This is a genomic window from Nocardia sp. Root136 (genome assembly GCF_001427185.1).
In the GTDB taxonomy this organism is placed as follows: Bacteria; Actinomycetota; Actinomycetes; order Mycobacteriales; family Mycobacteriaceae; genus Nocardia; species Nocardia salmonicida.
Genome location: NZ_LMFE01000008.1, coordinates 203539 through 229506 on the forward strand (window position 1 = coordinate 203539; position 25968 = coordinate 229506).

The window sequence follows — 25968 nt, forward strand, 5'->3', positions numbered from 1 at the left end:
GCTAAACTGGAGGAATGGCGCAAGGGAGGACGATGACCACACGATCGGCTCGGTTGGCGAAGCCGGCCAGACGCGAGCAACTGCTCGATACCGCCTTGACGTTGGTCCGCGAGCACGGCACCGACGGCCTGACCTTGGCCACCCTCGCCGAAGCCGCGGGAGTGAGCAGGCCGATCGTCTACGACCACTTCGGCACCCGCCCCGAACTGCTGCTCGCGCTCTACCGGCAACTCGACGAACGCCACCGCCTGGCCTCGGAACAAGCCGTCCGCGACGCCACCCCGACCGTCGACGAGATCGCGCGCGTCATGGGCGCCGCCTACTTCGCCTGCGCCACCGACATGCCCGAGTTCGACGCGATCTCCGCAGCGCTGAAAGGGAACCCGGACGTCCAGGCGATCCAGCACGACATGCTCGACGGCTACCGAGACTGGATGGCGACCACGCTGCAACCGTTCTCCGCACTCACCACCGCGGCCCTGCGGCTGCGCTGTGTCGGCGTGCTGGGCGCGGCCGAAACGCTGGCCGCGGAACTGAACCTGGGCGCGACGTCGGCCGAGGAGGCAGTCTCGGCGCTGACCGATCTGATCGTGGGGAGCATCGGTGCGAGACAGCGGAACTGACGGTCCGGGTGTGCCCGCGTTGATCACACCCTCCGTCGATCTGTACAGCGCGTGGCGCGAGGCGCATGCGGAGTGGGGTCCCGGTGCCCACGAGGACGGTTTCGGCCTGCTGCCGAGTGACGACGTCGACTCCGTAGCTGGATTCGAGGTCTGGGTGGCGCGGCTCGCCGCCGCATCGGCGGAGAGTGGCGACCGGCGCTGCTCGTATCGCTGGATAGTCGAGGGTGATCGTGTACTCGGTGGGATCGCGTTGAGGCACGGGACCGGAGACTTGGTGAGGAAATTCGGCCATGTCGGTTACGGGATCCGGCCTTCCGCGCGTCGACGCGGTCTGGCGAACTGGGCATTGGGACAGATCATCGCCGAGGCGAGATCGACAGGCATGGACCGTGTGTCGGCAGTCTGCGCGGCCGACAATGTCTGGTCGGCGAGGACGATCGAGCGCCAGGGCGGCGTACTCGAGGCCATCGAGGACACCGAACTCGGTCCGGCGCGGCGGTATCGGATCACAGTTCCGCCAAGCGGCACTTCTGGCGTGGAGGGGCGCTGACGTAGCACCCCTCCACGGCCGATCATCGACGGCCGAAGTGTTCGACCAGTCGGGAGTAGCTGTCATGTCCGTGGCCTGCTGCGATGGCCTCGGCGACCAGGTTTCGCGTGTAGGTGGGCAGATCTGAATCGATGCCTCGGGCCTGGCTTTCGGCGATCAGGTCATCGAGGGAGGGCAGGTGGTGGCTCAGGTCGCCGAAAGGGGTAGCGAATTGGCCGTGGTCTATTTCCTTCGCCAGCATCGGGAACAGGGTCGGCAGGACCGCCAAGGAAGGCAGCGCCTGCTGGTGGAACTCGCCGATCCGAAGCCCCGCATTGCCGAGAAGTGCTGCGGCATGGAGGAATCCGTTCAACAGGCCCCACATGATGTCGTGCACGGCCATGCCGTACAGCACCGGTACACCCGGGTCGGCAGAGACGTAAGTGGCGCGGCCGCCGAGAACCTGGAGCAGGGATTCATACTGGTCGAAGGCATGACGGGCGCCGCCGTAGAACACCAGCGTCTCGGGGGAGCCGATACCCGGAGCGATCGTCATGATCTGGCCGTGCAGGTAGTCCGCGCCGTATTCGTGCACCAATTGCTCAGTGGCAGTGGCCTGTTCGGAGGTCCCGTCGGTCAGGTCGACCACGGTTCGCTCCGCGAGCCGCGACCCCGCCGCGCGCAACAGTTCCGCTGCCACCGCGCCACCGGTGACATTGACGATCACCACCTCGGCTGCGCCGACCGCCTCCGCCGGTGACGCGGCCCACCGGGCCCCCTTGGCCACCAGTGGATCCGCTCTGTCCCGAGACCGGTTCCACACGGTGACACGGTGATCACTCCCCACGAGAGCCGCGGCCAGTGCCGACCCCATCTCGCCCAAACCCAGAACTGCGACTGTCGGTGTGTTTTCGTGTCCGCTCATGAAACGGACACTAGAACCTCAACTTCTCTCGAGGTCAAGGCCGAAGGTCTTACCTACGCAGGACGGTCGCGAGCCAGGCGGGGGTGGAATCGTTGAAGCGGGTTCGCAGATTTTCCGGAGCGATGTTCGCCAGCCGCCATGCGGGACTGTCGACGAAAGGGGCGGCGAGGGCTTCCTTGGTGACCGGGTGGGGTCCGATATCGGCTCCGATATCGCTGAAGCACAACACATACAGGGCGGCGCCGTCGTCGGCGACCGAGGCCAGGCTCGCAACGTATTCGACGCGCTCGACCTCGTCGAAGGTGTGGAACAGACCGCAGTCGAGGATTGTCTCGAAGCGGCGGTACAGACGTTGCAGGTGCAGGGCGTCAGCGATGGCGAAGTCGACGTCGACCGTGCGGTCATCGGCTGTTCGTCTGGCGACGGCCAGGGCTGTTTCGGCGACGTCGACGCCGAACACCGGCAGACCGCGGGCGGCGATGAACAGTGCGTTGTCGCCGGTGCCGCAACCTACGTCGAGGACCGGTCCGCAGAATCCGCCTGCCTCGGCCAGACGGACGACAGCCGGTTGGACAACGCCGATGTCCCAGGGAGCGGGGCCGTCGAGATAGGACGCGTTCCACGGTTGGCCGGATCGGCGTTCGTGACTGGTCGGTGGGCGAGGGTCGGGCTGGGGCATCAGCGGATGAACAGCGCGGAGCGGTCCGCGAGGTCGAGAACCGGCTGGGGGAAGATGCCGAGCAGGAGGGTGGCGCCCGCACTGAAGGCCACGACCAGCGTGGTGGCGAAGGGGGCGGTCACGATGGGGGCGTCGGAGGGGGGATCGGTGAAGAACATCAAGACGATGACGCGGATGTAGAAGAAGGCGGCGATGGCGCTGCACACGACGCCGATGATGACCAGTGGGGTGTAGCCGGCACCGGAGGCGGCCGCGAAGACAGCGAACTTACTGACGAATCCGCTGGTGAGGGGCAGACCAGCGAAGGACAGCAGCAACAGGGCGAATGCCGAAGCCAGCCACGGGGATCGGCGTCCGAGACCTGCCCATTGGGACAGCGCGGTCGCTTCGTCGCCGGAAGCGTCGCGGACCAGGCTGACCACCGCGAACGCACCGACGGTGCCCAGTCCGTAGGCCAGCAGGTAGAACAGCACGGCCGCGACACCGGCGGTGTCGGCGGCGACGATACCGACGAGCAGGAAACCGGCGTGGGCGATCGAGGAGTAGGCCAGCATGCGCTTCACGTCGGTCTGGGTGATGGCCATGATCGCACCGACGACCATCGTCGCCACCGCGACCGCGGCGATCACCGGGCGCCACTCCGAGCTCAGCGCATTCACCCCGACCATCAGCACCCGCATGGTCGCACCGACGGCGGCGATCTTGGTGGCGGCGGCCATGAAGGCGGTGATCGGTGTCGGCGCGCCCTGGTAGACGTCGGGAACCCAGGCCTGGAACGGGACGGCACCGATCTTGAACAGCAAACCGACAGCGAGCATCCCGATGCCGAGCAGGGCCAGGGTCGCGTTCTCGGGCTGCTTGTTGAGTGCCGCACCGATTCCCGGCAGTGACACCGTGCCGGTCTGCCCGTAGAGCAGCGCGACGCCGTAGAGGAAGAACGCGGAGGAGAACGCACCGAGCAGGAAGTACTTCATCGCCGCTTCTTGCGAGAGCAACCGCCTTCGGCGCGCCAACCCGCACAGCAGATACAGTGGCAGCGACAGCACTTCGAGCGCGACGAACATCGTCAGCAGATCGTTGGACGCGGGAAACAGCAGCAGGCCACCGACCGCGATCATCGTCAACGGGAACACCTCGGTGGTCGAGACGCCCGAACGGACCGCGGCGAGCTCGTGCGCGCTGCCGGGCACCGCGGAAGCCTGCGGGGTGAACGCGTCGACCCCTCGATCCAACGCGGCCGCCGCCCGACTCCACGTCCCCGGCCCGCTGCGCGCCCGCGGCACCGCGCCGCGCTCGGCGATCAAGAGCAGACCCAGCAGCGCGACCAGCAGGATCGTGCCCTGCAGGAACAACGTGACCCCGTCGATGGCCACCGCACCCATCACCGCCGCGCCCTCGGTACCCGCGAGCAGCACCACGGCCACCAGCGCGCCGATCACGCCGGCCACCCCGAGCGTCAACTGCGTCGGATACCGGTAGGGCCGTGGCACGAACGCTTCGACGAGCACGCCGACCACACCGACCGCGAACACGATCAACATCGGGGCGAGCAGGTGGTATTCGATGCTCGGTGCGGGCGCGATGGCCGCGAGCTCGGTGATGGTCACGGAGTCCGTCCTCATTTGTGGCCGCCTGCGGGCGGAGTGGCCGCACCTGCTTCGGGAGCGGGGACCGTCGGAGCGGGATCGTGCTTACCGATCGTCGACAGGGTGTGTCCCACCGCGGGATCCACCAGATCCAGGATCGGTTTCGGATAGAACCCGAGCACCAGCAACGCGACCAGCAGCGGCACCACCACGGCCAGCTCACGCGGCACCAGATCGCGCAGGTGCTCGTTGCCCTTCTTCAGCGGGCCGGTCATCAACCGCTGATACAGCCACAGCACGTAGATCGCGGCCAGCACCAGCGCACCGGTCGCGATCACCGCCGCCACCTGATACTTCGGGAAGGTGCCGACCAGGACCAGGAATTCGCTGACGAACGGCGCCAGCCCGGGCAACGAGAGGGTGGCGAGGCCCGCGATGAAGAACGTCCCGGCCAACACCGGCGCGACCTTCTGCACACCGCCGTATTCGGCGATCATCCGGGTGCCGCGCCGGGAGACGAGGAATCCGGCGATGAGAAACAGTGCGGCCGTGGACAGCCCGTGGTTGACCATGTATAGCGTCGCCCCCGATTGGGACTGGCTGGTCATGGCGAAGATGCCCAGGATGATGAACCCGAAGTGTGAGATCGAGGTGTAGGCGATCAGGCGCATCACATCGGTTTGGCCGATCGCGAGCAGCGCCCCGTAGAGGACGCCGATCACGGCGAGGGTGATGACCAGGGGCGCGAAGGTGTCCGATGCAAGGGGGAACAACAGCAGGCAGTAGCGCAGCATGCCGAAGGTGCCGACCTTGTCGACCACGGCCATCATGAGCACCGCGCTGGACGGGGTGGCCGAGACCGCCGCGTCGGGCAGCCACGTATGCAGTGGCCACAGCGGTGCTTTTACCGCGAAGGCGAACATGAAGCCGAGGAAGAGGGCGTTGAGAACCGCGGTGCTGCCCCCGAGTTCACCGTTGTTGGCCGCGGCCACCACGACGCGCAGGTCGAAGGTGCCCGCGGAACCCTCGCCGAGGCCCGCGTTGACGGTCAACACGTACAGCCCGATCACCGCGGCGAGCATGATCAGCCCACCGAACAGGTTGTAGAGCAAGAACTTCACCGCGGCGCGCGACCGTTGGGCGCGGATCGCGGCATCGGACGTGCGGGTGCCGAAACCGCCGATGAGGAAGTACATCGGGATCAGCATCGCTTCGAAGAACACGTAGAACAGCAGGATGTCGAGGGCGAGGAACGAGATCAGCACCATCGACTCGACCAGCAACATCAACGCCATGTAGATGTGGGTGGTGCGGCGTCCGTCACCGGTGGCGGTGTCGTCGTTCCAGCCTGCCAGGATCAGCAACGGCACCAGCACCGCCGTCAGCAAGACCAGCGCGGTGGCGATGCCGTCCAAGCCCAGGGTGTAGCCGACACCGAATGCCGGGATCCACTCGTGGGATTCGACGAACTGGTACTGCGCACCGCCGGGCTGGAACCGCGTCGTGATGACGACGGCCAGCGCGAGCACGCCGATCGAGACCACGAACGCGATGGCGCGCGCCACATTGCGCCGGGCGGCGGGCACGACGAGCACCACACCCGCACCGATCGCGGGGGCGAGCCAGAGTGTCGTCAGCCAGGGAAACGAGTTCACCAGAACCTCACCGCCAGCAGGGCAGCGGCCACCAGGGCCGCGCCGGTGAACATGGACAGGGCGTAGGAGCGCACGAAACCGGTCTGCACCTTGCGGATTCGCGCCGACAATCCGCCGATCCCAGCGGCCGTCCCGTTGACGATCCCGTCGACGCCCTTCGCGTCGACGAACACCAGCGCCCTCGTGAGGTGGCGACCGGGGCGTTCGAAGACCGCTTCGTTGATCTTGTCGCCGTAGAGATCGTCGCGCGCGGCCGTGGTGAGCACACTGACCGGCTCCGGTGCGAGCTCGGGGATCGGGCTCTCGGCGTACTTGCGGTAGGCGACGGCCACACCGATCGCGACCGCGGTCAATGCCAGACCGGTGACCACCGCCGCGGGGATCACGGGCTCGCCGTGATGGGACCCGACAACAGGTTCGAGCCAGTTCACCAGCGAGGACCCCCACACGAACAGCCCGCCCGCGAAGACCGAACCGAACGCGAGCAGGATCATCGGCCCGGTCATCACCGCGGGTGACTCGTGCGGATGGGTGTCGGGCTTCCAGCGGCGCTCGCCGAAGAACGTCATCAGCATCACCCTGGTCATGTAGAACGCGGTGAGTGCGGCGCCGACGAGAGTGACTACGCCGAGCAGGATTCCGGTGGCTCCGCCGTAGTCGAAGGCCGCCTCGATGATCTTGTCCTTGGAGAAGAACCCCGACAGCGGTGGCACCCCGATGATGGCGAGATAGCCGAGGCCGAAGGTGATGTAGGTGATCGGCATCAGCGTGCGCAGACCGCCGTAGCGGCGCATATCGGTTTCGTCGTTCATCGCGTGCATCACCGAACCGGCACCGAGGAACAGTCCAGCCTTGAAGAAGCCGTGGGTGAGCAGGTGCATGATCGCGAACGCGTAGCCGGCCGGGCCGAGGCCGGCCGCCAGGATCATGTACCCGATCTGGCTCATCGTCGAGGCGGCCAGTGCCTTCTTGATGTCGTCCTTGGCGCAGCCGATGACGGCGCCGAACAGCAACGTCACCGCGCCGACGGCGATCACCGCGGTCCGCGCGTCGGGGGCGAGATCGTAGATCGGGTTGGAGCGGGCGATCAGGTACACACCGGCGGTGACCATGGTGGCGGCGTGGATGAGCGCCGAGACCGGAGTGGGGCCCTCCATCGCGTCGCCGAGCCACGACTGCAGCGGCACCTGCGCGGACTTGCCGCAGGCGGCCAGCAACAGCAGCAGCCCGATCGCGGTGAGGGTGCCTTCGCTCGCGTCGGGGCTCGCCGCGAACACGGTGCTGAAGTCGAAGGAACCGAACGTCGTGAACATGACCATCATCGCGATGGCCAGGCCCATGTCACCGACCCGGTTCACCACGAAGGCCTTCTTGGCCGCCGTTGCGGCCGAGGGCTTTTCGTACCAGAAGCCGATCAGCAGATAGGACGCGAGACCGACGCCTTCCCAGCCCAGGTACAGCACGAGGAAGTTGTCGGCCAGGACCAGCACGAGCATGGCGGCCAGGAACAGGTTGAGATAGCCGAAGAACCGGCGCTTGCCCGGGTCGTGGCTCATGTAGCCGATCGAGTAGAGGTGGATCAGCGACCCGACACCGGTGATGAGCAGCGCGAAGCAGATCGACAGCTGGTCCAGTTGCAGGCTGAAACCGACTTGGAGATCACCGGCGGACACCCAGTTGAACAGTTCCTCGTGCACGGCGCGGTCGGCGTCGGCGCGCCCGAGCATGCCGACGAACGCGACGACGGCGACAGCGAACGAGGCCACCGCGGCCGCTGTGGCCAGATACGGGCCGAAGCGGTCGGCGAAACGGCCGAACAGGAGCAGGACGATCGCGCCTGCGAGCGGGAGGGCGGGCAGCAGCCACAGCGTTGCGGTACCCATGTCAGAACTTCAACAGGTTGGCGTCGTCGACCGAGGTCGACCGGCGGGCACGGAAGATCGTCATGATGATGGCAAGGCCGACAACGACTTCGGCGGCGGCGACCACCATGGTGAAGAACGCGATCACCTGCCCGTCGAGGTTGTCGTGCAACCGGGCGAAGGTCACGAACGCCAGATTCACCGCGTTGAGCATGAGCTCCACGCACATGAACACCACGATCGCGTTGCGGCGCAACAGCACTCCCGCGGCGCCGATGGTGAACAGCAGCGCAGACAGGAACAGGTAGTTCTGGGGGTTCACCGCTTGCCTTCCTCGTCGGCCGTCGGGTTGTCGTCGCTGATCTTGTCCGCGTGCAGCGTGCCGACCGAGGCCACGGCGGCTTCGGTGTGGGCGCGAGTGCGGCGGTGACGCAGGATCGTGCTCACCGAGAGCTCGGCGAAGGAGCCGTCGGGGAGTTGAGCGGGGCTGTCGACGGCGTTGTGTCGCGCGTAGACGCCCGGTGTCGGCAGCGGAGTGGCCCGCTCGCCCGCGGTGCGGAAGCGGTCGCGCGACATCTCGCGCTGCCCGCGTTTGGGGGTGAACTGTTCGCGGTGGGCCAGCACCATCGCACCGATCGTGGCCGTGATCAGCAGTGCGCCGGTGAGTTCGAAGGCCCACACGTAGCGCAGGAAGATCAGCTCGGCGAGTTCGGCGATCACGTCGCGGTCACCGAAACCGCGGCCGGGGAAGCTCGTTCCGCTGTCGCGCAGGGCCGCCCCGATGCCGCCGATGAACAGCAGCCCGAATCCGACCCCGACGATGGCGGCGGCGATGCGCTGCCCGCGCAACGTCTCCCGCAGCGATTCCGCCGAGTCGACGCCGACGAGCATCAGCACGAACAGGAACAGCATCATCACCGCGCCCGTGTACACCACGATCTGCACCACGCCGAGGAACAGCGCGCCCTGGGCGATATAGAACACCGCGAGCGCGATCATGGTGGCGGCCAGGCACATCGCCGAATGCACGGCCTTGGCCGCGGTCACCATGCCCAGCGCGCCGAGCACCGCGATCGGGGCGAGTACCCAGAACAGCACGCCCTCGCCGGTGGAGGTGTCGGCGACTTCGGCGGCCAGCGTGTGTGCGGTGCTCATCGCAGTACCTCCTGCTCCGACGGTGCCGGACCGACCCGGCCGAGGTAGTAGTCGGCCGCGTCGGTGCCCGGTGCCATCGGGTGCGGCGCGGGGGTCATCCCCGGCTGCATGGGCGCCATCAGTTGATCCTTCTCGTAGATGAGATCGGCGCGGTTGTCGTCGGTGAGTTCGTATTCGTTGGTCATCGTCAGCGCGCGCGTCGGGCAGGCCTCGATGCACAGGCCGCAGCCGATGCAGCGCAGGTAGTTGATCTGGTAGACGCGCCCGTACCGTTCACCGGGGGAGAAGCGTTCCTCCTCGGTGTTGTCGGCGCCTTCGACGAAGATCGCGTCGGCCGGGCACGCCCACGCGCACAGCTCGCAGCCGATGCACTTCTCGAGTCCGTCCTCGTAGCGGTTGAGCTGGTGGCGACCGTGATAGCGCGGTGCGGTCGGCACCTTTTCCTCGGGGTAGGACTCGGTATTGGGCTTTTTGAACATGGTGGCCGCGGTGACCGCGAAACCGGCGAGCGGTTCGAACAGGCTGATCTGGGGTTGGTCGTTGGCGGGCCGCGCCGGCATCGGCGGGACCGGGAAACCGAGGAACACCGACGAGGTCGATGGCTCCTGCGGCGGCAACGGCGGCAGCCCCTTGCTGCGCCCGGCGCGCAGGAACATCGCGATCATCGCCGCGGTGATCACCACACCCACACCGACCAGGATGAAGTTCTGCCCGGGCAGGCCTTCGAGGTCGAGCACCCGGGCACCGGCCACAATCATCACCCACACCAGCGAGGTGGGGATGAGCAGTTTCCAGCCGAGGTTCATGAACTGGTCGTAGCGCAGGCGGGGCAGGGTGCCGCGCAGCCAGACGAACACGAACAGGAACGTCCACACCTTGAGGGTGAACCACAGCAGCGGCCACCACCCGGAGTTGGCGCCCTCCCACAGGCTGATCGGGAACGGTGCCCGCCAGCCGCCGAGGAACAGGGTGGTCGCCAGCGCCGACACCGTGGCCATGTTCACGTATTCGGCGAGCATGAACATCGCGAACTTCAGCGACGAGTACTCGGTGTGGAAGCCACCGACCAGTTCACCTTCGGCTTCGGGCAGGTCGAACGGCGCCCGGTTGGTTTCGCCGACCATCGACACGCAGTAGATGAGGAACGAGGGCAGCAGCAAGAAGACATACCAGGTGCCTTCCTGCGCGCCGACGATCTCGGAGGTCGCCATGGTTCCCGACAGCAGAAACACCGTGGCGAAGGTCAGCGCCATCGCGATCTCGTAGGAGATCACCTGCGCGGTCGAGCGCAGGCCGCCGAGCAGCGGATACGTCGAACCCGACGACCAACCGGCCAGCACGATGCCGTACACGCCGATGGAGGTGATGGCGAGGATGTAGAGCACGGCGACCGGCATATCGGTGAGCTGCAACGCGGTCTGCGTCCCGAAGATCGATACCTCCGGGCCCATCGGGATCACCGCGAACGCCATGAACGCCGGGATCACCGAGATGATCGGGGCGAGCACGAAGATCGGCTTGTCCACGATCGCCGGGATGATGTCTTCCTTGAGCGCCATCTTCACGCCGTCGGCGACCGACTGGAGCATGCCGCCGGGGCCGATCCGGTTGGGACCGACCCGCATCTGCATCCACGCGACGACTTTGCGTTCGGCGTAGACCGCGATCAACGGCACCAGCATCAGGTAGACGAACACGCCGAGCGCCTTGACCACCACCAGCCACAGCGGGTCGGTGCCGAAGACGGGTCCGGCTTCGGCCGCGAGGAGTAGCACGCGATCACTCATGACGGTGTTCCTTCATCCTGTCGTCGGCGCGACGCACGCGCACCACGGCGCCGGGTGTCACACCGAGTTCGGCGGCGACCGTCGAGCCGGGCGAATGCAGCGGCAGCCACACCACCCGGTCGGGCAGGTCCGTGATCATCAGCGGCACCGAGATCTCACCGCGGTCGGTGGAGACGATGACGTGATCGGCATCGTCGGCTTCGATCTCGGCGGCGGTCGCGGCCGAGAGCCGAGCGACCGGTGGGCGGGCGATGCCGGCGAGGTTGGGTTCACCGTCTTGCAGGCGACCGGCGTCGAGCAGCATCCGCCACCCGGCGAGCACTGCTGTTCCGGGACCAGGGGCGGGGCGAGTCTGGCTGGTGAGTTCCGGCGCCGGGATGGGTTCGCCCGTCCACGGACCGAGCGCGTCGAGTTCTGTGCGCGCGGCGGCGGGGTCGGGCAGGTTGATCGAGACGCCCATCTGCGCGGCCAGTGAATGCAATACCCGCAGGTCCGACAAGGGGGCGGCGACGCGGCGGGTGGTGTCGAGCGAGGCCGCGGTGAACGGGCGCGGACGGCCTTCCCAGGTGTGGAAGGTGCCGGACTTCTCCATCGCGGTCGCTACGGGGAAGACGACGTCGGCCCGTTCGGTGACGGCACTGTGCCGCATTTCGAGGCTGACGACGAACCGGGCCGCGTCGATGGCGGCCAGCGCGGCCGCCGGGTCGGGCATATCGGCCGGGTCGACACCGCCGATCACCAGTGCGCCCAACTGGGCGGCGCTCGACAGGATCGCGGTGGCGTCGCGGCCCACCGTGACCGGGAGTTCTCCGGACTGCCACCGGTGTCGAACCTGTTGGCGCGCGGCGGGATCCACCACGGGCCTGCCGCCGGGCAACAGCGCGGGCAGTGCGCCCGCTTCCAGCGCGCCGCGTTCGCCCGCGCGGCGCGGCACCCAGGCCAGCGCGGCGCCGGTGGCATCGGCCAGCCGGGTCACCGCCGACAGCGCGCCGGGGCTGCCCGCGAGCCGTTCGCCCGCCATGATCACCGCGCCGGAGCTGTTCAGCAGCGTCATGAGTTCGGTGGCATCGGCCGATGTCTCGGCCATGATCGAGGTGATGACCTCGGCTTCGCCGCAGGGCGGGGTCTGGATGAGCGCGCCCGACATGCGTTCGAGGCCGCGGGAGGCGAACGGCGCCAGCGAGACCACCCGCTGCCCGCGCGTGCGTGCGGCCTTGCGCAGCCGCAGGTAGACGATCGGCGATTCTTCTTCCGGTTCGAACCCGACCAGCAGGACGACAGGAGCCCGGTCCAGCGCCGCGAAGTCGACCTGGACACCGCGTCCGGCGATGCGGGCGGCGAGGAAGCGTTCTTCCTCGTCCGAGTGCACCCGGCTGCGGAAGTCGATGTCATTGGTAGCGAGGACCATGCGCGCGAACTTGCTGTACGCGTAGGCCTCTTCCTCAGTGACTCGGCCGCCGACGAGTACCCCGGCATTGCCGATCGCGGCCTTCAAGCCCGCGGTGGCGGCGGTGAGAGCTTCGGGCCAGGAGGCCGGGGCGAGGACGCCGTCCCAGCCGCGCACCATCGGTGTGGTGAGGCGGTCACGTTCGGTGGCGTAGGCGAAGGCCCAGCGACCCTTGTCGCAGTTCCATTCCTCGTTGACCTGCGGATCGTCACCGGCCAAGCGGCGCAATACTTTTCCCCGGCGATGGTCGGTGCGTTGCGCGCATCCGGAGGCGCAGTGCTCGCAGACGCTGGGCGTGGAGACCAGATCGAACGGGCGGGCCCGGAAACGGTAGGAGGTGCCGGTGAGCGCGCCCACGGGGCAGATCTGCACGGTGTTACCGGAGAAATAGGAGTCCAGTGGTTCGGCCTGGGCGGTGCCGACCTGTTGCAGCGCACCACGATCCATCAGTTCGATGAACGGGTCACCGGCGACCTGCTGGGAGAATCGGGTGCAGCGTGCGCACAATACGCACCGCTCCCGGTCCAGCAGCACCGCCGTGGACAGCGGGATCGGCTTCGGGTAGGTCCGCTTCTCCCCGTCGAAGCGGGATTCGGCGCTGCCGGTGGACATCGCCTGGTTCTGCAGCGGACACTCGCCGCCTTTGTCGCAGACCGGGCAGTCCAGCGGATGGTTGATGAGCAGTAGCTCCATCACCCCGCGCTGGGCCTTTTCGGCGACCGGCGAGCTGATCTGGGTGCGCACGATCATGCCGTCGGTGACGGGGATCGTGCACGAGGCGACCGGCTTACGCTGCCCTTCGACTTCGACGAGGCACTGCCTGCACGCGCCGACGGGGTCGAGCAAGGGGTGGTCGCAGAAGCGGGGGATCTGCACGCCGATCAGTTCGGCGGCACGGATCAGCAGGGTGCCGACGGGCACCTCGATGGTGGTGTCGTCGATGGTGACACTCACCATGTCGGTGGGCACCACACCGCTGCTGTTGCCTGGCGCGATGGCAGTCATCGGTCCTCCTTCGCTGGTGCCCACACGGTCGAGGCGGCCGGGTCGAACGGGCAGCCGCCGAGTCGCTGATGCGCGAGGTATTCCTCGCGGAAGTACTTCAGCGAGGAGAAGATCGGGCTGGCCGCGCCGTCACCGAGCGCGCAGAACGATTTGCCGTTGATGTTGTCGGCGATGTCGGCGAGCTTGTCCAGATCGGCTTCGGTGCCTTGGCCCGCTTCGAGTCGGCGCAGCAATTGCACGAGCCAGTAGGTGCCTTCCCGGCACGGTGTGCACTTGCCGCAGGATTCGTGGGCGTAGAACTCGGTCCAGCGAAGGACAGCGCGTACCACGCAGGTGGTGTCGTCGAAGATCTGGAGGGCTTTGGTGCCCAACATGGATCCGGCGGCGGCGACGCCTTCGTAGTCGAGGGCCACGTCGAGGTGTTCGTCGGTGAACATCGGTGTCGACGAGCCGCCGGGCGTCCAGAACTTGAGGGTGTGCCCGGCTCGCACGCCGCCCGCGTAGTCGAGCAGCTCACGCAGGGTGATTCCGAGCGGGGCCTCGTACTGGCCGGGGCGGGCGACATGTCCCGACAGGGAGTACAGGGTGAAGCCGGGTGACTTCTCGCTGCCCATCGAGCGGAACCATTCGGTGCCGTTGCGCAGGATCGAGGGCACGCTGGCAATGGATTCGACATTGTTGACCACCGTCGGGCACGCGTACAGACCCGCGACGGCGGGGAACGGTGGACGCAGTCGGGGCTGTCCGCGCCTGCCCTCGAGGGAATCGAGCAGGGCGGTTTCCTCGCCGCAGATGTACGCGCCCGCACCGGCGTGCACGATCAGGTCGAGATCGAAGCCCGAGCCGAGGATGTCGTGGCCGAGCAGGCCCGCCGCGTAGGCCTCCGCGACGGCGGCTTGGAGTCGGCGCAGCACCGGCACCACTTCGCCGCGAACATAGATGAACGCTGTCGCGGCCCGGATGGCATACGCGGCGATCACGATGCCTTCGATGAGGGTGTGCGGGGTGGCCAGCATCAACGGAATGTCTTTGCAGGTGCCGGGTTCGGATTCGTCGGCGTTGACGACGAGGTAGTGCGGTTTCGTCGTGCCGTCGGGGCCGGGGCCCTGTGGGATGAACGACCATTTCATCCCGGTGGGAAAGCCCGCCCCGCCGCGACCGCGCAGACCCGAGTCTTTGACGGTCTGGATCACCTCGTCGGGCGTTATCCGCAGGGCGGCGCGGAGTCCGTCGTAGCCGCCGGTGGCGCGGTAGCTTTCCAGGGTCCAGGACCGCGAGCTGGCCCAGTGTTCACTGAGGACGGGGGTGAGCGTGGTCATCGCGGTCCCCTTGCCGAGTCATCTTCTGCCGCAGCAGCTTCGAGCCCTACCAGGGTGGGTGCGCCCGGTGCGCCTTCGAGGGCGCCGGGGCGTTCGTCGGGGAATCCGGCGAGAATGCGAGCGGTCTCGCGGAATGTGCACAGTGGTGCGCCGCGGGTCGGGCGGACCTGGTGGCCCGCGCGTAGTGCGTCGGTGATCGCGAGTGCCGATTCGGGGGTCTGGTTGTCGAAGAATTCCCAGTTCACCATCATGACCGGGGCGTAATCGCAGGCGGCGTTGCACTCGATGTGTTCGAGGGTGATGGCGCCGTCGGAGGTCGTCTCGCCGTGCTTGACATCCAGATGCTGTTGCAGTGCCTCGTAGATGGCGTCGCCGCCGAGGATCGCGCAGAGGGTGTTCGTGCACACGCCGACGTGGTAGTCGCCGGTGGGGGTGCGCCGGTACATCGAATAGAACGTGGCGACCGCGGTCACTTCGGCGCCGGTGAGATTCAAGTGATCGGCGCAGAAGTCGATGCCGGTGCCGGTCACGTAGCCTTCCTCGGCTTGCACCAGGTGCAGCAGGGGAAGGAGTGCGGAGCGGGGGTGCGGATAGCGGGTGATGATCTCCTTCGCGTCCAGTTCGAGACGTTCGCGCACATGCGGCGAATACGGTTCGGGACGGGTGCTGAGGCTCAGGAGAATCGGTGTGCTGGTGGGGTTTTCAGTGCTCATCGGTCTACTCCGCCCAGTGAGAGGTCAGGGCACGAAGGGAGTGCGGCATTCATCGGTCTACTCCGCCCATGACGGGGTCGATGCTGGCGACGGAGGCGATGACGTCGGCGACCATGCCGCCCTCGCACATCGCTGCCACCGCTTGCAGGTTGGTGAACGAGGGGTCGCGGTAGTGCACCCGGTAGGGCTGGGTGCTGCCGTCGCTGACCATGTGCACACCCAGTTCCCCGCGAGGGGACTCGACCGCTGTATACACCTGTCCCGCAGGCACTCTGATGCCTTCGGTGACGAGCTTGAAGTGGTGGATCAGCGATTCCATGGAGGTGCCCATGATCTTGCCGATGTGCTTGGGCGAGTTACCGAGACCGTCGGGGCCCAGTTCCAGGTCGGCGGGCCAGGCGATCTTCTTGTCGTCGATCATCACCGGGCCGGGCCGCAACTTGTCCAGGCACTGTTCGACGATCTTGATCGACTCGGTCATCTCGGCGACCCGGATGATGTAGCGGCCGTAGCAGTCGCAGCCGGTGGTGGTCGGAATGTCGAATTCGTAGTTCTCGTAGCCGCAGTACGGATCCGATTTGCGCAGGTCGTGTGGCAGCCCGGTCGCGCGCAGGACGGGGCCGGTGATGCCGAGGGCCATGCAGCCGGTGAGGTCGAGGTAGCCGATGTCCTGGGTGCGCTTCTTCCAGATCGGGTTGGCGCTGAGCAGGTGCTCCATATCGCGGAGCCGACCGGGCAGCAGGTCGAGGAGTTCGCGGACTTTGGTGACGCCGTCGTCGGGCAGATCCTGGGCCAGCCCGCCTGGGCGGATGTAGGCGTGGTTCATCCGCAGGCCGGTGATGGTTTCGAAGACGTCGAGGATGAGCTCGCGTTCCCGGAAGCCGAACAGCATCGGGGTGAGCGCGCCCAGTTCCATGCCGCCGGTCGCCAGCGCCACCAGGTGCGAGGAGATGCGGTTGAGCTCCATCAGCAGCACCCGCACCACAGTGGCGCGTTCGGGGATCTGCTCGGTGATGTCGAGGAGTTTCTCCACGCCGAGGCAGTAGGCGGTTTCGTTGAAGAACGGGGACAGGTAGTCCATCCGGGTCACGAACGTGACGCCCTGGGTCCAGTTGCGGAATTCCAGGTTCTTCTCGATACCGGTGTGCAGGTAGCCGATGCCGCAGCGGGCCTCGGTGACGGTTTCGCCTTCGATCTCGAGGATCAGGCGCAGCACCCCGTGCGTGGACGGGTGCTGTGGGCCCATGTTCACCACGATGCGTTCTTCGGCGCCGCCGTCGATCACTTCGCTGACCTGGTCCCAGTCCTGGCCTGCGACGGTCACTACTGGTGTTTCGTCGCGGCGGAAGTCGGTGTCGGTCATCAGCTGTAGGTCCTCCGCTCGTCGGGCGGCGGTATGCGCGCGCCCTTGTACTCCACCGGGATCCCGCCGAGCGGGTAGTCCTTGCGCTGCGGATGGCCGCGCCAGTCGTCGGGCATGGTGATGCGGGTCAGGGAGGGGTGCCCGTCGAAGACGATGCCGAAGAAGTCGTAGGTTTCGCGTTCGTGCCAGTCGTTCGTCGGATAGACCGAGAACAGCGACGGAATGTGCGGATCGGCATCGGGCGCCGACACTTCCACGCGTACACGCCGACCGTGGGTGATCGACTTCAAGTGATAGACCGCGTGCAGTTCGCGGCCTTCGTCGTCGGGGTAGTGCACGCCGTTGACACCGAGGCAGAGCTCGAATCGCAAAGTGCTGTCGTCGCGCAGCGTGCTCGCGACGGCGAGGAGATGTTCACGCTTCACGTGCAGGGTGAGTTCGTCGCGGAACACCACGATCTTCTCGATCACGGTGTCGAAGGCGATGACTCGTCCCACGAGTGCGGCGCGCAACGTGCCGACGAAAGCGTCGAACCAACCGCCGTACGGGGGCGGGGTGCCCGCGGGCAACGCGACCGGGGTGACCAGACCGCCGTAACCGGAGGTATCACCGGTGCCGGTGACGCCGAACATGCCGCGGCGGGTACCGATCACCTCGTCCTCGGCCGGTTTCGGTTGCGGCTGTGCGGGTGATTCCTCCGGAACTTCTTGTCCCGCGGGGTTGTCGGTGTGGTCGGGGGAATCGAAGGTCATCGCAGCAGCCCCTCCATCCGGATGGTCGGCGTGCTGGCCAGCGCGGCCGCTTCGGCGGCGCGGATCGCTTCCTCGCGGTTGACGCCCATCGGCATCTCGGCGATTTTCGCGTGCAACGCCAGGATCGCGTTGAGCAGCATCTCCGGGCGCGGCGGGCAGCCGGGCAGGTAGATGTCGACCGGGACGATGTGGTCGACACCCTGCACGATGGCGTAGTTGTTGAACATGCCACCCGAGGACGCGCAGACCCCCATGGCCAGCACCCATTTCGGTTCGGTCATCTGGTCGTAGACCTGCCGCAGCACCGGCGCCATCTTCTGGCTCACCCGGCCCGCCACGATCATCAGGTCGGCCTGGCGCGGTGAGGCGCGGAACGCTTCCATGCCGAAGCGGGCGATATCGAATCGTCCGGCACCGGTGGCCATCATCTCGATCGCGCAGCACGCCAACCCGAAAGTCGCGGGCCAGACCGAGCCCTTACGCAGGTAGCCGGCGAAATCTTCGACCGTGCTCAGCAGGAACCCGCTGGGCAGTTTCTCTTCGAGACCCATTATTTCCCACTCATTCCCAGCTGAGGCCGCCGCGACGCCACTCGTAGGCGTAGGCGACTGACACATTGACGATGAACAGCGCCATCGCGGCGAGACCGAACAGCCCGAGCGTGTCGAAATGCACTGCCCACGGGTAGAGGAACACGATCTCGATGTCGAAGATGATGAACAGCATCGCCGTCAGGTAGTACTTCACCGGAAAGCGCTGTCCTGCTGCATTTCCCGGTCCACCGGCGATGGCGTGCGGGGTCGGCTCGATGCCGCATTCATAGGGTTCGAGTTTGGCCCGGTTGTAGCGTTTCGGGCCGATCAGCGACGCCATGATGACGGAGAACACCGCGAACGCCGCGGCGATGGCGCCGAGTACGAGTGCGGGCACCTCGATGTTCACGACTGCACTTCCCCTCCTCGCTGGAGCAGGCCGAGCCGTGTGGCCCGGCCGCGGACGGCAGCTTTCGGCGAGACGGGGCCGACAACGTTGTCCGCCGAACGGGGGCTCGCGCAAGGCTGTGCAGCGATGGCGGAGCGTTATACAAGTGCCCGTGCTCGTGTGAGCTAGAGCACAGAGTACCGCCGTTTCGCGGCTCCGCCGCACGTTTCCGGGGCGGGGTTTGATCGATATCGGTACCGCGATTCATGAGCGATACGGGGGTAATCGCCTACGGGCATGCGGCAGCGAACCGCTGGCGTTACCAGTGGTGATAGGCGGAAAGGTGCGAAGCGAACTATCCGACGGTGCGGGACGATGTCCAGCCGCTACCGGTCAGCGGGCGAGCAGGACCGCCGCGACCGCGTTGGTGAGCTGCATGGCGTCGATCGGGTGCGAGACGGCGGCCTCGGCACGCGACCAGTTGGCCAGCCAGGCGTCATCGGGGCGACCGGTGAGCACGACCACCGGCGGGCACTGATCGATCTCGTCCTTGAGTTGCTTGGCGATGCCGAGGCCGCCGGTCGGGGCGGATTCACCGTCGAGGATGGCCAGATCGATCCCACCCGCATCCATCTGCTCGATGACCACCGGCGCGGTGGCGACCTCGAAGAAGTCGAGCTCGGGTAGATCGGCGCGCGGCCTGCGACCAAGCGCCAGGATCACCTGTTGGCGGGTATCGGCATCGTTGCTGTAGACCAGCACACGCAGAGGGGTGGAACCATTGGATTCGGCCACGCTCGGATCGTACGTCCGGGGGTGGCGCCACCGTGGCAGGTTCGTCGGATCGACCAGTCGCGCAGTGGTATAGGCGGCGATCAGCGCCTGGCCGGGTCTGCGCTCACGACCGTCGCGGGGGTAGCTCGAACTCGCGACGGATCCCGGTGAACAAGCTCTCGACGTGTGCGCCGTAGGTGCTCGCGGCTTCGTTGAGCGCGGAGAGCGCGCCCTGTAGCGGATCGGCATGTCGCGCGTGAAAGACCGTGTTGAGCGCGAAGTGTGGGCGACTGATCTCACCGTGGTCGTACGGGTTCGACTTCGGGGCGGGGTCCGCGGATATCTCCCACACGACGCTGCTCTCGAAGCATGCCTCGTCGGGTCCGTACTGGTCTCGGTCGAGCCGTGCGAACGCGGCGCTGTTGTCGTGGAAGGGTTCGGGCAGGGGTGCGCCGGATCGAAGCGCGTCCAGCGCTGGGCGCACCCAGGGACGATCGCTGAGACCTGCCATGTCGTAGGCGCTCTGGGCGCAGTACTGCGCCAGTCGGCGCAGTTGGGTGGCGTTCATGGCCGCGATCGACTCCGCCAGGACGCGGTCGTAGCCCGCGAGTTCGCGTCCGTTATAGGTATCGGCAAAAGCTGCAATCGGGTCGCCACCCCATGCTGCCCGGTCTCTGGCTTCGGCCTCGGTGCGGAGTTCCTTCTGCCAGTTCGATTCGGGCTCGGGCAGATTCGGGGCAGGCTCCGGCGGTGGTGGTTCGCTGTTCGCGGGGATTCCGTAGCCGGGCATGTCCCACTGTTGGGCCGGCCGAAGCGCAGTGCCGTCGTCGGGCCACAGCCGGATTCGCCAGCGGTCGCCAGGGGTGGTGTCGCCGGGCCAGCCGTAGTTGACGAAACCCGTTCCGGCGATCTCGGCGGTGTAGTCGCCGCGCGGCACCGGTGCGTCGGCCCAGCCGTCGATGGGTGAACTGATGTTCAGTCCGTGCTCGCCGATGTGTAGTCGGGCTTCGCTGACCTGTTGCCAGTCGCCCTCGTCGGCCGGTCGCTGATCCCACACCTGGACGTGGATCGGCATGTCGAAGTTGTTCTGGTGTGGGCTGAGCACCACGACGGTGTGCCCGTCTCCCGCCGCCGGTCTGTCCGCCAGCGCGGCGTCCAGCAACGCGAGCTCGACGTCTTCCTCACCCTCCCCGCCGTGCAGGGTGAACTGGCCGTAGTCGAGCGCCAGCTCCAGGCGATGCTCGGCGAGCAGGTGTGCGGGTTCGGTCATGGGCGAGATCGTGGCACACGCCACCGACAATGATCGAGGGGTTTCGCGCGAGGCGCGGGGTCGGGGTGCGGCGCTACCAGTTGCCGTCGTCGACGGCGTTGTCGCCCAGTGGAATCACCGGAAGGCCGTATCCGATGGGCGGATTGGGGTGTTCGTCGGCGAGCCAGTTGCCGGTCGGTTTCACGTCGGCGAGCTCGGTCGAGGGTGGTAGGTCGTCGGCGTCGGCGGCGTAGTAGTCGAACCACGGCAGGCCGTTCGCGGCATACGCCTGGGCGGTGATCGGGGTCGGGGGCGCGGGTTCGCCGGTGATCTGCTGCCATTCGGCGGCAGAGGCGAGATGGACGAAAACCCTGCCGTCGGCGTCGGGGCGGTAGTCGTCGACGGGGCGGATGTCGGCGTAGATCTCCTGGCGCATCGTGCCACCGGCGCCCAGGCCCATCTTCCTGGCCATGGGCAGACCTGCCGGCGCCGGAGGAGCGCCGGGCGCGCTGACGGGCATCGGCCCACCATAGGGCGCTGCGCCGTAGGCGGCTGACGACGCCCACGGCGGTTGGGCGACCGGGGCCGGTGCGGCTCGCAAGCGCTGCTGCCGTGCGCGCTCCTGCTGCTCCCACACTTCTCGCGCGGCGTCGGTCAGCCCGTGTACCGACAACTGCACGCCACCCCACTGTTCAGTGCCGGTGACCTGACCTTCGACGGTCGCGCCGAGACCCATCGGCACCGCGACGAACTGGCGGACGGTCCCCTGTCCCGAATTGATTCCGTCCAGCCACGGCTGTTCGGGCAACGCGAGGTAGTTCTGCGGATCCTTCGAGAGCGTGTCGCTCCACGGCTTACCCGAGACCGCGCAGACTTTGCCGACGGCGACCTTCAGCGCGGTCGGCGCAGGAGCGGAGAAGCGCAACCACATGGCTTCGCGCTGGTAGACCGGCAACATCACCCCACCGCGTTCGCGCCATTCCTCGGGCACAGTGTCGGGGTAGTCGGCGACCCGTCGCAGTGGGAAGGTGCCGAGGCCGGGCGGCAACGGATAGGTGCCGGTCTCCGGCAGTCGCAAGGTCCGCACGAACGTCACCCGGACACCGCCTGGCAATTCGAGCGCATCCCCCGCCAGCTTCACCGCAGTTGCCATGTCCCACCCCTTCATTCGACTGTCCCCAGGCAGCGACCGCGCCTGGCGACGACCGTACCGACGGCGCCGACAGTCGTCTACCTGGATCAGCGGCTCACTGCGTCGTCCAACTCGGTGAGGAGCCGAGCCTTGGATCGTGCCCCGACGAGGGTGCGCAGCAGTTGGCCGTCGCGGAAGAGCAGCAGCGTCGGCGCCGCCATGACTTGGTAGTTGCGCGCGGTGAGCGGGTTCTCGTCGGCGTTGAGAGTGCGAACGGTGAGGGTGTCCGCGCGTTCGCGGGCGACCTCGGCCAGCACCGGCGCGATCATCTTGCACGACGGGCACCACGTGGCCCAGACATCCACGAGCACGAGGCCGGGGTGGGCGAGAACGTCGCGGTCGAATGTTTCATCGGTGACCGCGACGGTGTCGGCGATCGCAGAACTCTGAGTCATCATGATTCCTTCGGTTCGGTGGGGTGGTCGTGTGGTTGTTCGACGTGGCCGTCGATCGTCCCGTCGCGGCCCGATGGAGGCTGCCGCGCAAAGACCGCCTCCGGCCACGGGAGCATTCGAGTGGTTGTGTGGCGGTGGGCGGCGTCGCGGAGGCGATCGGCGAGGGCGTCTCTGCGGGCGGTGAGTGCTTCGATTTCGGTGTTCAGCGCGTCGATGGTGCGCTGGTATTCGGCCAGTGAGGCGGGGCAGTCGTCTACGTGTTCGCTGCCGGTGGCCAGGCAGTCCAGGAAGGGTCGTGTTTCCTCCACCGGGATTCCCAGGCGATTCAGGGATCGGATTTCCTGCACCAGTCGGACGGTGTGGTCGTCGTATTCACGGAAGCCGTTGGGGTGGCGTTCCGGCGCGACCAGCCCCAGAGCCTCGTACCGCCTGATGGCCTTGGGGCTGAGCTGAGCCAGCCGCGCAAGCTCTCCGATCCTCATGCAGCGAATGTAAACGCTGCCCCCAGGGGCAAGGTCAAGCATGAAGGCTGATCGAGGTACAGCGACTTGTGCGGGATGGGATCGCGGGTGGTGTCGGGAGAGTTCACATTGATTGTGGGCGGGCTGTGAGCCATTCTGGAAAGGGCAAGGGACACACCGGATTTCACAAGGGGTTGTTGCCGAATGCCGAATGGGCTGAAAACGCTTACTCGCTACACGATCGAGGAAGAACATCGGCATCCCGGTTCGTCGGGGGAATTCTCCGCGCTGGTCAATGTGGTGGCTACGGCGGCGAAGATCATTGCCAATCAGGTGACGCGTGGGGCGATCATCGGGTCGGGGGTCGACGACGAGTCCTCGGTGAGTGGGCGGCTCGATGTGCTGACCGACGAAATCATGGTGGGGCAGACGCAGTGGTCCGGGCATTTATCGGGGCTGTTGTCCGAGCAGCACGCGACGGTGTTGCCCGCTGCTCAGCGGCGGGGAAAGTATCTGCTGGCCTATGACGCGTTGGACGGGTCGAGCAACATAGACGTGAATCTGCCGGTCGGTTCGATTTTCAGCATTCTGCGGGCGCCGGACGCGGTGGTCTCCGGCGACGCCGAACCTGCTGAGGCCGACTTCCTGCAATCGGGTGTGGAGCAGGTGTGCGCGGGGTTCACGCTGTACGGGCCCGCGACCATGCTGGTGCTCACCACCGGCAGTGGGGTCGACGGGTTCACCCTCGATCGGGAGATCGGGGCGTTCGTGTTGACCCACCCGCAGATGCGAATCCCGCAGGACACTTCGGGATTCGCGATCAATGCCGCCAATGAGCGGTTCTGGGAGCGGCCGGTGCGCAGGTATGTGCTCGAGTGTCTGGAAGGTGTGGAGGGCCCGCGCGGACGCGATTTCAATATGCGGTGGGTGGCGTCGCTGGTGGCCGACACGTTCCACATCCTGACCAGGGGCGGGCTGTATCTGTACCCGCGCGATACCCGCAATCCCGCGCTGCCGGGCCGTGTTTCGCTGCTGTACGGGGCGAATCCGATCGCGTTCATCGTCGAGCAGGCGGGTGGGGCGGCGACCACCGGGCACGAGCGGATGATGGAGGTTCCCCCAGCCGAAGTACATCAGCGGGTGCCGTTCATCTTCGGTTCCCGCAACGAGGTGCTGCGTATCGAGCGCTATCACCGGGAACCGGACGCGGGCAAGCGGTTCGACAGTTCACTGTTCGGGACGAGGTCGCTGTTCCGGGCGGCCAGGCACGACCAGCGCACCTAGATCCGCGACCGGCCCAGCGCTTTTCGGGTGATCAGACCGGGTCCTGGTCGCGTTCTTCCTGTTGCCTGCGGGCTTCGCGACGTTGTTGTTCGGCACGCTCGCGCAGGCCGCGCAGGAAGGCCTCGTCGTCGTCGGGATTCGACGCCACCCGGCGGCCTGGACGGTCGTATTCGCCGAAAGAGGTGTTCGACGCGGGACGCGACTCCCCGAGCGGCCTGCCCGCGAACAACCACAGCAGCGCGCCGATCGTGGGAACGAGAACGACGACGATGATCCAGCCCATCTTCGGAAGGTGCCGGATGCCCGCGTCGGGGCTGGTGATGATGTCGACCAGGCAGTACACCCACAGGGCAAGGGTCAAGAAGCCGATGACGGCGTAATGCATCGCGGTTGTCCTCTTCGGGAATCGATGGTCGGAGGACAGCTGTCGCCGAAGCCCCCGGGCAGTCAGGATGCCGCACCGTGGGCTCGAGCGCGAATTCGGGGTCAGTCGGGCAACATCGGGACCGAAATGCCTTCGCCGCTGCGCAGAAGTGCGGCGCGGGTGACGGCCGTGGAGCCGAAGCGGCGGCGCAAGTCGTCGAGGGTGGCGTCGAGGGTGTTCTCGGCGCGCGCCTCGAGTGGCAGGGTGAGTTGCATGGTGTCGGCGTCGTCGAGGTTGGTCAGCGAGAGACCGATCAGGGTGATGCCGCGTTCGATGATCAGGGGTTGGGCGGTGTGCAGGAGCAGGCGAGCGGCATGGCGGATCGCGGTGGAGGAATCGGTGGCTTCGACGAGGGTGTGCGAGCGGGTGGCCCTGGTGAAGTCGTCGAAACGTAAGCGCAGCACCACTGTCCGGCAGACGCGGTCGGCGGCGCGCAGGCGGCGGCCGAGTCGGTCGGTGAGGCCGTCGAGGTAGGCGGCGATCTCTTCGGGCTCGCGGGGGCGGCGGCCGAGGGCGCGTTGTGCGCCGATCGAGCGGCGTCGTTTGCCGGTTTCCACGCGGCGTGGATCGCGCGCCCAGGACAGGGCGAACAGGTGACGGGCCGCCGCGGGACCGAGGATCGCGCGCAGATGCGGTTCGCCGAGTTCGGCGAGCTGGCCGATGCGGGTGATGCCGTTGGCGTGCAGGGTCGCCGACGTGACTTTGCCGACGCCCCATAATCGCTCCACCGGCAGCGGGTGCAGGAAGTCGAGTTCTTTGCCGGGTTCGACGAGGCGTAATCCATCGGGCTTGGCAACGGCGGAGGCGACTTTGGCGAGGAACTTGTTGCGCGCGATGCCCACCGAGATGGGCAGGCCGACCTGCGCGGCGACCTGCGCGCGCAAGCGGTGCCCGATCTCGATCGGCTCCCCGCTGATCCGGCGTAACCCACTGACGTCGAGGAACGCCTCGTCGATCGAGATCCCCTCCACCACGGGAGTGGTGTCGCGGAAGACCGCGAAAACCGCCTTGCTCGCCTCGGCATAGGCCGACATCCGCGGCGGCACGGCGATCGCGTGCGGACACAACCGCAGCGCCTGCCCCGCGTTCATGGGAGTGCGGATACCGAACGCCTTGGCTTCGTAACTGGCCGCCAGCACCACCCCGCCGCCCACGATGACCGGTTTGCCACGCAGCCACGGCTGATCACGCTGTTCGACCGAGGCGTAGAACGAGTCGAGGTCGGCGTGCAGGATCGAGGCTTCGGCGCGGGACTGGATACGCGGGGGACGGGCGGCGGAATCGGACACGAACATATGTTCGCATCGGGGTACGACAATCGGGGTACGACGAGTTCGGTCGCTCAAGGTGCGGCGGTAATCCTGGCGCGCAAATTTTCGGCGAACGCGCGGGCGGCGGTGAGGTCTGCGGCGTCGGGGTGGCCTTTATGGATGCCGCCGACCAGGCGCAGCGGTAGCACGGTGTCCAAGCCGCGGCAGTCGAAGGCGTCGATCACGTCGAAGCCCTTGCGCTCGATGTCGCGGGTCAAGGTGCTGACATAGCGGCGAATCGGTGTTTCCGGGAATCCGCTGGTGCGGAAGACGAACGCCTTGCCCTGGTGCCCGGTCGGCAGCGCGTCGATGAATCGGCGCAGTTCCGGGTGGAAAGCCATGGTGTAGATACCCGAACCGAAGCCGACGAGGTCGCAGTCGGCGAGCTCGGCCGGGTCGATGTCGGCGGGGGCGAGGACCCGGCCGCCGAGCACCTGGTTCATGGCCTCGGCGACGCGCTGGGTGTTGCCGTGCGACACCGACTTGCACACGAGGATGACCTTCATGGGGATGGTCCTTTCGTTCCGCTGCAATTGCTGGACACTCTCGAAGACACCG

At 67.0% G+C, this 25968-nt stretch carries 26 protein-coding genes; 3 read left to right on the forward strand and 23 right to left on the reverse strand.

The window, feature by feature from the left end; genetic code table 11:
• Nucleotides 1-32 precede the first annotated feature (32 nt).
• Together ASD42_RS22130 and ASD42_RS22135 are read left to right on the forward strand one after the other, a co-directional pair.
• Entirely contained in the window at nt 33-623 is a 591-nt protein-coding gene (locus tag ASD42_RS22130) for a TetR/AcrR family transcriptional regulator (protein ID WP_056819780.1), read from the forward strand.
• Between the two features lie 10 nt (nt 624-633).
• Nucleotides 634-1173, forward strand: a complete 540-nt coding sequence (locus ASD42_RS22135) for a GNAT family N-acetyltransferase (protein WP_056819785.1) — start codon at nt 634-636, stop codon at nt 1171-1173.
• A 22-nt stretch (nt 1174-1195) separates the two neighbouring features.
• Here the strand turns inward: ASD42_RS22135 and ASD42_RS22140 are convergent, their stop codons facing one another.
• From ASD42_RS22140 to ASD42_RS22235, 20 genes are all read right to left on the reverse strand, one after another.
• Complete coding sequence (locus ASD42_RS22140) at nt 1196-2077, reverse strand: NAD(P)-dependent oxidoreductase (protein WP_056819787.1); 882 nt, start codon at nt 2075-2077, stop codon at nt 1196-1198.
• Nucleotides 2078-2126: 49 nt separating this feature from the next.
• Nucleotides 2127-2756, reverse strand: coding sequence for a class I SAM-dependent methyltransferase (locus tag ASD42_RS22145; RefSeq protein WP_056819789.1), 630 nt, complete (start codon nt 2754-2756; stop codon nt 2127-2129).
• Complete coding sequence (gene nuoN / locus ASD42_RS22150; RefSeq protein ID WP_056819791.1) at nt 2756-4378, reverse strand: NADH-quinone oxidoreductase subunit NuoN; 1623 nt, start codon at nt 4376-4378, stop codon at nt 2756-2758. Before nuoN ends, ASD42_RS22145 begins: the two co-directional genes overlap by 1 nt.
• A complete protein-coding gene (locus ASD42_RS22155) occupies nt 4375-5997 on the reverse strand; it encodes an NADH-quinone oxidoreductase subunit M (RefSeq protein ID WP_056819792.1) in 1623 nt (540 codons plus the stop codon). The genes nuoN and ASD42_RS22155 overlap by 4 nt, the downstream gene beginning before the upstream one ends.
• Nucleotides 5994-7880 (reverse strand): NADH-quinone oxidoreductase subunit L, encoded by a 1887-nt coding sequence (gene nuoL, locus ASD42_RS22160; RefSeq protein WP_056819795.1) that lies wholly within the window; start codon nt 7878-7880, stop codon nt 5994-5996. The genes ASD42_RS22155 and nuoL overlap by 4 nt, the downstream gene beginning before the upstream one ends.
• Nucleotide 7881: 1 nt before the next feature.
• A complete protein-coding gene (nuoK, locus tag ASD42_RS22165) occupies nt 7882-8181 on the reverse strand; it encodes an NADH-quinone oxidoreductase subunit NuoK (RefSeq protein ID WP_056819797.1) in 300 nt (99 codons plus the stop codon).
• Nucleotides 8178-9014, reverse strand: a complete 837-nt coding sequence (locus ASD42_RS22170; protein WP_056819799.1) for an NADH-quinone oxidoreductase subunit J — start codon at nt 9012-9014, stop codon at nt 8178-8180. The genes nuoK and ASD42_RS22170 overlap by 4 nt, the downstream gene beginning before the upstream one ends.
• Nucleotides 9011-10801: an NADH-quinone oxidoreductase subunit NuoH gene (gene nuoH / locus ASD42_RS22175; RefSeq protein ID WP_056819801.1), complete on the reverse strand. Its 1791-nt coding sequence runs from the start codon at nt 10799-10801 to the stop codon at nt 9011-9013. Before nuoH ends, ASD42_RS22170 begins: the two co-directional genes overlap by 4 nt.
• The gene (locus tag ASD42_RS22180; protein ID WP_084787256.1) at nt 10794-13253 is read right to left on the reverse strand and encodes an NADH-quinone oxidoreductase subunit G; all 2460 of its coding nucleotides are present in this window, start codon (nt 13251-13253) and stop codon (nt 10794-10796) included. The genes nuoH and ASD42_RS22180 overlap by 8 nt, the downstream gene beginning before the upstream one ends.
• Complete coding sequence (nuoF, locus tag ASD42_RS22185; protein ID WP_056819803.1) at nt 13250-14572, reverse strand: NADH-quinone oxidoreductase subunit NuoF; 1323 nt, start codon at nt 14570-14572, stop codon at nt 13250-13252. The genes ASD42_RS22180 and nuoF overlap by 4 nt, the downstream gene beginning before the upstream one ends.
• Nucleotides 14569-15285 carry an NADH-quinone oxidoreductase subunit NuoE gene (nuoE, locus tag ASD42_RS22190; RefSeq protein WP_056819806.1) on the reverse strand — a complete coding sequence of 239 codons (717 nt, stop codon included), beginning with the start codon at nt 15283-15285 and terminating at the stop codon, nt 14569-14571. Before nuoE ends, nuoF begins: the two co-directional genes overlap by 4 nt.
• Before the next feature lie 49 nt (nt 15286-15334).
• On the reverse strand, nt 15335-16648 hold the full coding sequence (gene nuoD / locus ASD42_RS22195) for an NADH dehydrogenase (quinone) subunit D (RefSeq protein ID WP_056819808.1): 1314 nt from the start codon (nt 16646-16648) through the stop codon (nt 15335-15337).
• Complete coding sequence (locus tag ASD42_RS22200) at nt 16648-17400, reverse strand: NADH-quinone oxidoreductase subunit C (protein WP_056819811.1); 753 nt, start codon at nt 17398-17400, stop codon at nt 16648-16650. The genes nuoD and ASD42_RS22200 overlap by 1 nt, the downstream gene beginning before the upstream one ends.
• On the reverse strand, nt 17397-17951 hold the full coding sequence (locus ASD42_RS22205; protein ID WP_056819813.1) for a NuoB/complex I 20 kDa subunit family protein: 555 nt from the start codon (nt 17949-17951) through the stop codon (nt 17397-17399). The genes ASD42_RS22200 and ASD42_RS22205 overlap by 4 nt, the downstream gene beginning before the upstream one ends.
• A 10-nt stretch (nt 17952-17961) precedes the next feature.
• Complete coding sequence (locus ASD42_RS22210; protein WP_056819816.1) at nt 17962-18342, reverse strand: NADH-quinone oxidoreductase subunit A; 381 nt, start codon at nt 18340-18342, stop codon at nt 17962-17964.
• Nucleotides 18343-18714: 372 nt separating this feature from the next.
• Nucleotides 18715-19116: an Rv3143 family two-component system response regulator gene (locus tag ASD42_RS22215; RefSeq protein ID WP_131816457.1), complete on the reverse strand. Its 402-nt coding sequence runs from the start codon at nt 19114-19116 to the stop codon at nt 18715-18717.
• Between the two features lie 103 nt (nt 19117-19219).
• A complete protein-coding gene (locus ASD42_RS34955) occupies nt 19220-20365 on the reverse strand; it encodes a hypothetical protein (protein WP_063893699.1) in 1146 nt (381 codons plus the stop codon).
• A 73-nt stretch (nt 20366-20438) separates the two neighbouring features.
• Nucleotides 20439-21497 (reverse strand): hypothetical protein, encoded by a 1059-nt coding sequence (locus tag ASD42_RS22225; RefSeq protein WP_056819817.1) that lies wholly within the window; start codon nt 21495-21497, stop codon nt 20439-20441.
• A gap of 86 nt (nt 21498-21583) precedes the next feature.
• Complete coding sequence (trxA, locus tag ASD42_RS22230) at nt 21584-21931, reverse strand: thioredoxin (RefSeq protein WP_056819820.1); 348 nt, start codon at nt 21929-21931, stop codon at nt 21584-21586.
• Nucleotides 21931-22413 carry a MerR family transcriptional regulator gene (locus ASD42_RS22235; protein WP_063893700.1) on the reverse strand — a complete coding sequence of 161 codons (483 nt, stop codon included), beginning with the start codon at nt 22411-22413 and terminating at the stop codon, nt 21931-21933. The genes trxA and ASD42_RS22235 overlap by 1 nt, the downstream gene beginning before the upstream one ends.
• 183 nt (nt 22414-22596) lie before the next feature.
• Here ASD42_RS22235 and ASD42_RS22240 point away from each other — a divergent pair, with 183 nt between their 5' ends.
• Nucleotides 22597-23676: a class 1 fructose-bisphosphatase gene (locus ASD42_RS22240; protein WP_056819823.1), complete on the forward strand. Its 1080-nt coding sequence runs from the start codon at nt 22597-22599 to the stop codon at nt 23674-23676.
• A 31-nt stretch (nt 23677-23707) separates the two neighbouring features.
• On the opposite strand, the gene ASD42_RS22245 is transcribed toward ASD42_RS22240, so the two are convergent.
• The 3 genes from ASD42_RS22245 to ASD42_RS22255 all read right to left on the reverse strand — a co-directional run bounded on the left by ASD42_RS22245 (nt 23708) and on the right by ASD42_RS22255 (nt 25916).
• A complete protein-coding gene (locus tag ASD42_RS22245; RefSeq protein WP_056819826.1) occupies nt 23708-24061 on the reverse strand; it encodes a PLD nuclease N-terminal domain-containing protein in 354 nt (117 codons plus the stop codon).
• Between the two features lie 101 nt (nt 24062-24162).
• Nucleotides 24163-25395, reverse strand: coding sequence for a DNA polymerase IV (dinB, locus tag ASD42_RS22250; protein ID WP_056819830.1), 1233 nt, complete (start codon nt 25393-25395; stop codon nt 24163-24165).
• Nucleotides 25396-25442: 47 nt separating this feature from the next.
• Complete coding sequence (locus ASD42_RS22255) at nt 25443-25916, reverse strand: flavodoxin family protein (protein WP_056819833.1); 474 nt, start codon at nt 25914-25916, stop codon at nt 25443-25445.
• Nucleotides 25917-25968 lie beyond the last annotated feature (52 nt).